The following is a 9,838-nucleotide window of genomic DNA, read 5'->3' on the forward strand; positions in this document are numbered from 1 at the left end:
GTGTCCCGGACCGCCCGCCGGTCCGGGACACCGGGGGCGGACCGGGCGACTACGCGCGGCGCAGCCGGAAGACCAGGGACAGCGCCTCGTCCTCGAACGGCTCGCCGAAGGAGTCGTCGCCCCCGCCCTCCGCGTAGTCCGCCGCCAGGACCTCGTCCGCGATCAGGGCCTGGTGCTCGGTCAGCGCCAGGGCCACGTCCTCGTCGTCCGACCGCCACCGCAGGGCGATCCGGTCGGCGACGTCCAGGCCGCTGTTCTTGCGGGCCTCCTGGATCAGCCGGATCGCGTCGCGGGCGAGCCCGGCCCGCCGCAGCTCCGGGGTGATCTCCAGGTCCAGGGCGACCGTGGCGCCGGTGTCGGAGGCCACCGACCAGCCCTCGCGCGGGGTCTCGGTGATGATGACCTCCTCCGGCGACAGCGCGATCGTCTCGCCGTCCACCTCGACCGCCGCCGTGCCGGCGCGCAGCGCCGCTGACAGGGCCGCCGCGTCCGCCTCGGCGATGGCCTTGGCGACGGGCTGGGTGCGCTTGCCGAAACGGCGTCCCAGCGCCCGGAAGTTGGCCTTGGCGGTGGTGTCCACCAGGGAGCCGCCGACCTCCGACAGGGAGGCGAGCGAGGTCACGTTCAGCTCCTCGGCGATCTGCGCCCGCAGGTCGTCGCTGAGCAGCTCGAAGCCCTGCGCCGCCAGCAGCGCCCGCGACAGCGGCTGCCGGGTCTTGACGCCCGACTCCGCGCGCGTGGCCCGGCCCAGCTCCACCAGCCGCCGCACCAGCAGCATGTCGCGGGACAGGTCCGGGTCGACGGCCGTCAGGTCGGCCTCGGGCCACGAGGCCAGGTGGACCGAGTCCGGCGCGCCGGGGGTGACGGGCACGACCAGGTCCTGCCAGACCCGCTCGGTGATGAACGGCACCAGCGGGGCCATCAGCCGGGTGACGGTCTCCAGCACGTCGTGGAGGGTGCGCAGCGCCGCCGCGTCGCCCTGCCAGAAGCGGCGCCGGGAGCGGCGCACGTACCAGTTGGACAGGTCGTCGACGAAGGTGGACAGCAGCTTGCCGGTGCGCTGGGTGTCGTACGCCTCCATGGCCTGGGTGCACTGGTCGACCAGGGCGTGCAGCTCGCTGAGCAGCCAGCGGTCCAGCAGCGGCCTCTCCGCCGGGGCCGGGTCGGACGGGGACGGCGCCCAGCCGGAGGTACGGGCGTACAGGGCCTGGAAGGCGACCGTGTTCCAGTAGGTCAGCAGGGTCTTGCGGACGACCTCCTGGATGGTGCCGTGCCCGACGCGCCGCGCGCTCCACGGGGAGCCGCCGGCGGCCATGAACCAGCGGACCGCGTCCGCCCCGTGCCGGTCCATCAGCGGGATGGGCTCCAGGATGTTGCCCAGGTGCTTGGACATCTTCCGGCCGTCCTCGGCGAGGATGTGGCCCAGGCAGACCACGTTCTCGTAGGACGAGCGGTCGAAGACGAGCGTGCCGATCGCCATCAGCGTGTAGAACCAGCCGCGGGTCTGGTCGATGGCCTCGGAGATGAACTGCGCCGGGTAGCGCTTCTCGAAGACCTCCTTGTTGCGGTACGGGTAGCCCCACTGTGCGAAGGGCATCGAGCCCGAGTCGTACCAGGCGTCGATGACCTCCGGGACGCGGGTGGCCCGCAGCGAGCAGCCCTCGGCGGTGCAGGCGAAGGCGACCTCGTCGATGTAGGGCCGGTGCGGGTCCAGCCCGGACTGGTCGGAGCCGGTGAGCTCCGACAGCTCCGCCAGCGAGCCGACGCAGGTGAGGTGGCCCTCCTCGCAGCGCCAGATCGGCAGCGGGGTGCCCCAGTAGCGGTTGCGCGACAGGGCCCAGTCGATGTTGTTGTTCAGCCAGTCGCCGTAGCGGCCGTGCTTGACCGACTCCGGGAACCAGTTGGTCCGCTCGTTCTCCCGCAGCAGCTCGTCCTTGACGGCGGTGGTGCGGATGTACCAGGACGGCTGGGCGTAGTAGAGCAGCGCGGTGTGGCAGCGCCAGCAGTGCGGGTAGCTGTGCTCGTACGGCACGTGGCGGAAGAGCAGCCCGCGCGCGTCGAGGTCGGCCACCAGCGCCTCGTCGGCCTTCTTGAAGAACTGCCCGCCGACCAGGCCCACGCCCTCCTCGAAGGTTCCGTCGGGCCGGACGGGGTTGACCACCGGCAGCCCGTAGGCGCGGCAGGTGATCAGGTCGTCCTCGCCGAAGGCGGGGGACTGGTGGACCAGGCCGGTGCCGTCCTCGGTGGTGACGTACTCGGCGTTGAGGACGAAGTGGGCGCCCTCGATCTCCACCAGGTCGAACGGGCGGCGGTAGCCCCAGCGCTCCATCTCCCGTCCGGTGAAGGACTGCCCGGTCGCCCTCCAGCCCTCGCCGAGGGCCTTCTCCAGCAGGGGCTCGGCCACGACCAGCCGCTCGGCGCCGTCGGTGGCCACCACGTAGGTGACGTCGGGGTGGGCGGCGACGGCGGTGTTGGACACCAGCGTCCAGGGCGTGGTCGTCCACACCAGCAGCGCGGCCTCGCCGGCCAGCGGGCCGGAGGTCAGCGGGAAGCGGACGAAGACCGAGGGGTCGACGACGGTCTCGTAGCCCTGGGCCAGCTCGTGGTCGGACAGGCCGGTGCCGCAGCGCGGGCACCAGGGCGCCACGCGGTGGTCCTGGACGAGCAGGCCCTTGCCGAAGATCTCCTTCAGCGACCACCAGACGGACTCGACGTACTGCGGGTCCATCGTCCGGTAGGCGTCGTCCATGTCGACCCAGTAGCCCATCCGGGTCGTGAGCTCGGCGAAGGCGTCGGTGTGCCGGGTCACCGACTCGCGGCACTTCGCGTTGAACTCCGCGATGCCGTACGCCTCGATGTCCTGCTTGCCGTTGAAGCCCAGCTCCTTCTCCACCGCCAGCTCGACCGGCAGGCCGTGGCAGTCCCAGCCGGCCTTGCGGGCCACGTGGTAGCCGCGCATGGTGCGGAAGCGGGGGAAGACGTCCTTGAAGACGCGGGCCTCGATGTGGTGGGCGCCGGGCATGCCGTTCGCGGTCGGCGGGCCCTCGTAGAACACCCACTCGGGGCGGCCCTCGGACTGCTCCAGGCTGCGGGCGAAGACCTTGTTCTCGCGCCAGAAGTCCAGCACGGCGCGCTCCAGCGCGGGAAGGTCCACCTGGGCGGGCACCGGACGGTACTGGGGCGGGGACTGCGGGCTCATGGTGAGGCTTCCTCCAACGGACATCGTGACTTCCGCCGGAGGGACGAGACCGCCGCCGGTCGGCGCCGGTACCCGCGGTACCACCCTCCTTGGCGCCGGACGCGTACGCGGGTACGTGTCCACCGCCCCCTCATTGGTGCGGCGATGCCGGTTCTACTCGCCGCTCGCCGCCGCGCGTGCCGTCGCCGCGCGTACGTGAGGGCTTTCTTCCGGCGGCTCGGGGGTGATCTTCACACCGCGCTCGCCCCCGGGCTCACACCGTCCCCGGGTCGCTCGTGGCTGCGTACGGACGCTACTCGTCCCCTTCGGCGCCTCTCGCTCAGCCCAAGTGTAAGGGTGTCCCCCGATGGGGGCCGACCGGTTTTCGGCCCGTGGCGCGGGGCAGAACGCTTCGCGGGGGAACGGGGCCGCCTCCCAGGAAGTGCGGACGGACCGGCGTGCCCCGTTGCCGCGTGATCGGCGTCGTTTTATCGTTCCGGTCACGGTTTGTGCACAAGATCACCATATGCGAAGGGATCGCGGCCATGGTGGCGAGGGAGACCGCGGCGAGGAGGTCGAAGGCCGCGCGGCGGTCCGCCGAGGAGGCCGCCGGCGGGACGAGCGGCGGGAAGGGATCCGCGGAGGACCCCACGGAGAACCACCCCGCGGAGAACCCCGCGCGCGGGGAGGGCGGAGCGGGGGAACCCGCCGGGAGGAAGTCCGCTGCGAAGAGGGCAGCGGCGAGGACGGACGCCGGGAAGGCGGCCCGCAGGAAGACAGGAGCCAAGACGGTGGTTGCCAAGAAGTCCACGACGGGAGCGCGGGCCGCCCAGCACGCCGCCCCGGTCCCCCCGGCACGTACGGCCGCGGCGACCGCCGCCCCCGACGAGCTGGCCGTACGACCCGGAGAGGAGCCCTGGACCGCGGAGGAGGTGGAGGAGGCGCGCGCCGAGCTGTCCTCGGAGTCCGAGCGGCTGCGCGTGGAGATCCACGCCGCGGAGGAGGCGCTCAACGGGCTGATGCGGGACTCGGCCGACGGCGCCGGGGACGACCAGGCCGACACGGGGACCAAGAACATCACGCGCGAGCACGAGATGGCCCTCGCCGAGAACGCCCGCGAGATGCTCTACCAGACCGAGCGCGCCCTGGACCGCCTGGAGGCCGGGACGTACGGCGTCTGCGAGAACTGCGGCAGGCCGATCGGCAAGGCGCGGATGCAGGCCTTCCCCCGGGCCACCCTCTGCGTCGAGTGCAAGCAGCGGCAGGAACGCCGCTGACCGCCGCCGCCCGGGTGTGACGTACCCTGCATCACGTGACAGAGGTGGAACGGGCCGGCGAGCAGCCGGGCGAGGCGCAGACCGAGACCGAGACCACGGGCCCGGCCGACGGCCGGGCCGAGGCCGGGACCGGTGGCGGGTCCGGAAGCGGTGAGCGGCCGGCCTCCCGCGGGCGGCGGCGGATCGCGGAGCTCGCCATCGTGGCGGCCGTCGCGTACGCCCTGGACCTGATCACCAAGATCATCGTGGTCGACAAGCTGGAGGGCCACGACCCGATCGAGGTGATCGGCACCTGGCTGAGGTTCCAGGCCGTGCGCAACCCGGGCGCGGCCTTCGGCATCGGCGAGGCCCTCACCGTCGTCTTCACCGTCATCGCGGCGGCCGTGATCGTGGTGATCGCGCGGATCGCCCGCAAGCTCTACAGCACGCCGTGGGCCGTCGCGCTCGGACTGCTGCTGGGCGGGGCCCTGGGGAACCTCACCGACCGGATCTTCCGCTCGCCCGGCGTCTTCCAGGGGCATGTGGTGGACTTCATCGCGCCCGCGCACTTCGCCGTCTTCAACCTGGCGGACTCGGCGATCGTCTGCGGCGGGGTGCTGATCGTGCTGCTGTCCTTCCGGGGCCTGGACCCCGACGGAACCGTCCACCGCGACTGACCGGACCGCCGGGTCCGGCATACTCGATCGGGTGAGCCAGCTTCCCGAGATCCGCACCCTGCCCGTACCCGACGGCCTGGAGGGCGAGCGCATAGACGCCGCCCTGGCCAGGATGTTCGGCTTCTCCCGCACGAAGGCGGCCGAACTGGCCGCCACGGGGAAGGTCCGGCTCGACGGGGGCGAGGTCGGGAAGTCCGAGCGGGTGCGCGGCGGGGCCTGGATCGAGGTCGAGATGCCCGCCCCGCCCGCGCCGGTGCGGGTCGTGGCCGAGCCCGTGGAGGGCATGGAGGTCGTGCACGACGACGACGACATCGTGGTCGTCGTCAAGCCGGTCGGCGTGGCCGCCCACCCCAGTCCCGGCTGGAGCGGCCCCACCGTGATCGGCGGGCTCGCCGCGGCGGGCTTCCGCGTCTCCACCTCGGGCGCGGCCGAGCGGCAGGGCATCGTGCACCGGCTGGACGTGGGGACGTCCGGTCTGATGGTGGTCGCCAAGTCCGAGCGCGCCTACACCCTGCTCAAGCAGCAGTTCCGCGAGCGCACCGTCGACAAGCGCTACCACGCGCTCGTCCAGGGCCACCCCGATCCGCTCAGCGGCACGATCGACGCCCCCATCGGGCGGCACCCCGTCCACGACTACAAGTGGGCCGTCACCGCCGACGGCAAGCCGTCGGTCACCCACTACGACCTCGTCGAGGCGTTCCGGGCCGCCAGCCTGCTCGACATCAAGCTGGAGACCGGCCGCACCCACCAGATCCGCGTCCACATGGCCGCCCACCGGCACCCGTGCGTCGGTGACACCACCTACGGCGCCGACCCGACGATGGCGAAGCGGCTGGGACTGGCCCGGCAGTGGCTGCACGCGGTACGGCTGGGCTTCGAGCACCCGGCGGACGGCCGCTGGACGGAGTTCACCAGCGACTACCCCGACGACCTCCGGACCGCGCTGGACCGGGTCCGCGCCGAGAGCGCCTGAACGGCCGCGGGCCGGTCCTCCCCCGGATCCGCTCAGCCGGGCTTCCGGGCGTCGGGGATGCCCGGCCGCCCGCCGTCGGCCCGGCCGGCCGCGCCCGCGTCCGCGCGCGCCGGCGGCTCCGGGGCCGCCGGCGCGGTGGTGACCCGGGGGAGCGCGTAGGGGTGCTCCCGGTGGAGCCAGGCGATCAGCTCCTCGCGGACCTCGCAGCGCAGCGTCCAGATGTCGTCGGCGTTGCGCGCCGTCATCGTCGCGCGGACCTGGATCGTGGTGGGGGTGGTGTCGACCACCACCAGACCCCAGCTGCGGCCGTCCCAGGCGTCGCTGGCGCGTACGATCTCCTCGGTCCTCCTCCGGATCTCGGCGACCGGCGCGGAGTGGTCGAGGTGGAGGAGGACGGTGCCGGTCATCTGCGCGCCGCCGCGGGACCAGTTCTCGAACGGCTTGCTGGTGAAGTACGACACCGGCATGGTGATCCGGCGCTCGTCCCAGGTGCGCACCACGAGGTAGGAGATGGTGATCTCCTCGACCGTCCCCCACTCGCCGTCCACGATCACCGTGTCGCCGATGCGCACCATGTCGCCGAAGGCGATCTGCAGGCCGGCGAAGAGGTTGCCCAGCGTGGACTGGGCGGCGATGCCGGCCACGATGCCCAGCACACCGGCGGAGGCCAGCATGGACGCGCCCAGCTTCTCCATCGCGGGGAACTGCAGCAGCATCGACGCACCGGCGATCACCGTGACCAGCGCCGTCGCCAGCCGCCTGACCAGCGTCAGCTGGGTGCGGACGCGCCGCACCCGCGCCGCGTCGTGGGCGACGCCCGCGTAGCGGGAGTACGCCGTCTCCACGACGGCGGTCAGGGCCCGCAGCACCAGCCAGGCGGTGGCGCCGATCAGTATCAGGTTCAGCCACAGGTCGACGGTCTTCTGGTGGTCCCTGGCCAGGTGCGTCTCGTCCGAGAAGGCGTTGAGCAGACCGACGAAGACCACCGCCTGGAGCGGGACCCGGCCGCTGCGCAGCAGTCCCCACAGCGGGGTCTCCGGGTGCCGGGCGTCCATGCGCCTCAGCGCGCGGTCCATGGCCCAGCCGACGGCGAACGCCAGGACGATCGCGCCACCGAAGACGATCAGCGGCCGCAGCACGTTCTCCATGGTGGTGTGAACTCCTCGGAAGACTCCTGGTGACGGAAACGGACCCCCCCGACCGTACCTGGCACCATGGGGAGGACTCCGCCCCCGGGTGTGGCGCCCGGACGCGGATCATGAGTCCGACCTGCGAAGGAAGTGACACCGTGCCCACCGTTGTGATGTTCCACTCCGCCTACGGACTGCGCCCCGCCGTCCTGGAGGCGGCCGAGCGGCTGCGGGAGGCGGGGCACGAGGTCCACACCCCCGACCTGTACGGCGGGCGGACGGCCGCGACGGTGGAGGAGGGCATGGCGATCAAGGACGGGATCGGCCGCGACGAGCTGCTGAGGCGGGCCGTCGCCGCCACGGCCCCGCTCTCGGAGCGCGGGGTGGTGTACGCCGGGTTCTCCCTGGGCGGGGCGATCGCCCAGAACCTCGCGCTCGCCGACACCCGCGCGCGCGGACTGCTGCTGCTCCACGGCACCTCCGACATCCCGGAGGACGCGGCCGTGGACGACCTGCCCGTGCAGCTCCACGTCGCCGATCCCGACCCCTTCGAGCCGCACGACTGGCTCAACGCCTGGTACCTGCGGATGCGGCGGGCGGGCGCGGACGTCGAGGTCCACCGCCACGCCGGGGCCGGACACCTGTTCACCGACCCCGGACTGCCGGACCACGACGAGGACGCGGCCGAGCGGACCTGGCGGATCGCGCTGGACTTCCTGGCGGAGCTGGCGGAGCAGCCGGCGGAGCGCTGACGGCCGCTCCGCCGGCCCCGCCCGGGAGGGCGCCGCGGCCTCAGCGCACGGGCCGGTCCGCCCGCTCCACGCGCTGCGTGCCCGAGCGGGTGCGGTAGGAGCGGACGTGGTGGACGGACGCCTGCGGGTCGGTCTTGTCGGAGAGCGCGTAGTAGTCCATCTGGGTCCGCTCGGCGTCCACGTCGAGGACGCCGTAGCCGTGTGAGTCCATGTCGACCCACTTGGTGTGCCGGTTGGCGGCGCGCACGGCGGTCTCGGCGACGGACGAGACGGTGTGCGGCGGCACCCTCAGGATGTCGTCGATGTTGTCCGAGGTGACGGAGGTGACCACGAACTCCGTGGCGACCGGCCGCTCCAGCGGGTACGTCGCGGCCCGGAGGGGCACGTCGTTGGCGAAGGCCATGTGGATGTCGCCGGTGAGGAAGACGGTGTTGCCGATGCCGCGGTCGCGCAGGTGGGTCAGCAGCTCGCGGCGGTCGTCGGTGTAGCCGTCCCACTGGTCGACGTTGACGGCCAGGCCCTCGCGGGGTATGCCGAGCAGCTCGGCCAGCGGCCCGAGCAGGTGCGCCGGCACGGAGCCGAAGGCCATCGGCGCGATCATCACCGAGGTGCCGACCAGGTGCCACCGCGCGTCGGAGGAGGCCAGGGAGGACTTCAGCCAGTCCAGCTGCGCGCGGCCGGTGATCGTGCGGTCGGGGTCGTCCACGCCGCCGTCGCCGATGCCGGCCTGCCGGTCGCGGAAGGAGCGCAGGTCGAGCAGGTGGAGGTCGGCGAGGCCGCCGAAGCGCAGCCGCCGGTAGACGGTGCCCTCGACCGAGGGGCGGACCGGCATCCACTCGAAGTACGCCCGTCTCGCGGCACCGGCGCGCGCCGCCCAGTCGCCCTCCGCGCCGGGGGTGTGGTTCTCCGCGCCGCCGGACCAGGTGTCGTTGGCGATCTCGTGGTCGTCCCAGATCGCGATCACCGGGTGCGCGGCGTGCAGCGCCCTGAGGTCCGGGTCGCTCTTGTAGTGGGCGTGGCGCTGCCGGTAGTCGGCCAGGGTGAGCGTCTCGTGGACGGGGCGCATCTCCCGTACGACCCCGTCCTTCAGCGGGTACTCGCCCCGGCCGTACTCGTAGATGTAGTCGCCCAGGTGCAGGACGGCGTCGAGGTCGGCGCGGGCGGCGAGGTGGCGGTAGGCGGAGAAGAACCCGCTCTCGTAGTGGGAGCAGGAGACCACCCCGAAGCGGACGCGGTCCGCCGCGGCGCCGTCGGCGGGCGCGGTGCGGGTGCGGCCGGCGGGGGAGAGGACGCCGCCGGCCGAGAAGCGGTAGTGGTACTCGGTGGCCGGGCGCAGCCCGCGCACGTCGGCCTTGACGGTGTGGTCGGCCCCGGCCGTGGCGGTGACGCGGCCGGAGGCGACGACGCGGGTGAAGGCGCGGTCCTCGGCGACCTCCCAGGAGACCTCCGCGGGCGCGCCCAGACCGGAGCCGGGCGTCGCGTCGGGGGTGGGGGTGACCCGGGTCCACAGCAGGACGCCGTCGGGCAGCGGATCACCGGAGGCGACGCCGTGGGCGAAGACCGGGCCGTCCGCGGCCCGGGCGCGCCGTGCGGTGGCCAGCGGCAGCAGCGCGGCCCCGGCCGCGGTCGCGGCGCCGGCCGCGACGACCGTGCGCCGCGTGGGGACAGGGGGGCGGGAAGTGGTGTGGGTGTCGGTCACGGCCGCAGATGCTACGCGCCGGTAGGACCGGCGGACAGGGCGCCGGAAAGAGTTCGCCCACTCGTCGAACGGCGTTGTCCCGCGGGCGGGTCGGGCCGTGCGGGACGGGCCGGGCCGTGCGGGACGGGCGGGACGGGCGGGACGGGACCGGCCCGGTGGCCGCGCCACGGGGG

The 9,838-nt window shown here is 73.3% G+C and carries 7 protein-coding genes; 4 read left to right on the top strand and 3 right to left on the bottom strand.

The annotated features are described in order from the left end of the window. Nucleotides 1-49 precede the first annotated feature (49 nt). On the bottom strand, nucleotides 50-3,199 hold the full coding sequence (gene ileS / locus QC029_RS29750; protein WP_279558955.1) for an isoleucine--tRNA ligase: 3,150 nt from the start codon (nucleotides 3,197-3,199) through the stop codon (nucleotides 50-52). A 770-nt stretch (nucleotides 3,200-3,969) separates the two neighbouring features. On the opposite strand from ileS, the gene QC029_RS29755 reads away from it, so the two are divergent. The 3 genes from QC029_RS29755 to QC029_RS29765 are packed head-to-tail and all read left to right on the top strand — an operon-like array spanning nucleotide 3,970 to nucleotide 6,084. Next, complete coding sequence (locus QC029_RS29755; RefSeq protein ID WP_279558956.1) at nucleotides 3,970-4,455, top strand: TraR/DksA C4-type zinc finger protein; 486 nt, start codon at nucleotides 3,970-3,972, stop codon at nucleotides 4,453-4,455. A gap of 35 nt (nucleotides 4,456-4,490) precedes the next feature. Continuing rightward, nucleotides 4,491-5,111, top strand: coding sequence for a signal peptidase II (gene lspA / locus QC029_RS29760; protein WP_279558957.1), 621 nt, complete (start codon nucleotides 4,491-4,493; stop codon nucleotides 5,109-5,111). A 31-nt stretch (nucleotides 5,112-5,142) separates the two neighbouring features. After that, the gene (locus tag QC029_RS29765; protein ID WP_279558958.1) at nucleotides 5,143-6,084 is read left to right on the top strand and encodes an RluA family pseudouridine synthase; all 942 of its coding nucleotides are present in this window, start codon (nucleotides 5,143-5,145) and stop codon (nucleotides 6,082-6,084) included. Nucleotides 6,085-6,116: 32 nt separating this feature from the next. On the opposite strand, the gene QC029_RS29770 is transcribed toward QC029_RS29765, so the two are convergent. Next, a complete protein-coding gene (locus tag QC029_RS29770; protein ID WP_279558959.1) occupies nucleotides 6,117-7,232 on the bottom strand; it encodes a mechanosensitive ion channel family protein in 1,116 nt (371 codons plus the stop codon). A gap of 140 nt (nucleotides 7,233-7,372) precedes the next feature. On the opposite strand from QC029_RS29770, the gene QC029_RS29775 reads away from it, so the two are divergent. Next, nucleotides 7,373-7,966, top strand: a complete 594-nt coding sequence (locus tag QC029_RS29775) for a dienelactone hydrolase family protein (protein WP_279558960.1) — start codon at nucleotides 7,373-7,375, stop codon at nucleotides 7,964-7,966. 40 nt (nucleotides 7,967-8,006) lie between these two features. Here QC029_RS29775 and QC029_RS29780 read toward each other — a convergent pair whose 3' ends face one another. Continuing rightward, a complete protein-coding gene (locus QC029_RS29780; RefSeq protein WP_279558961.1) occupies nucleotides 8,007-9,665 on the bottom strand; it encodes an alkaline phosphatase D family protein in 1,659 nt (552 codons plus the stop codon). Between the last annotated feature and the right edge of the window lie 173 nt (nucleotides 9,666-9,838).

The sequence above is a fragment of the Streptomyces sp. DH37 genome, from assembly GCF_029813835.1.
Lineage (GTDB): Bacteria > Actinomycetota > Actinomycetes > Streptomycetales > Streptomycetaceae > Streptomyces.

Excerpts from the sequence above, each read along its gene's own strand:
- ileS (WP_279558955.1), bottom strand. The coding sequence starts at position 3,199 with ATGAGCCCGCAGTCCCCGCCCCAGTACCGTCCGGTGCCCGCCCAGGTG.
- QC029_RS29770 (WP_279558959.1), bottom strand. The coding sequence starts at position 7,232 with ATGGAGAACGTGCTGCGGCCGCTGATCGTCTTCGGTGGCGCGATCGTC.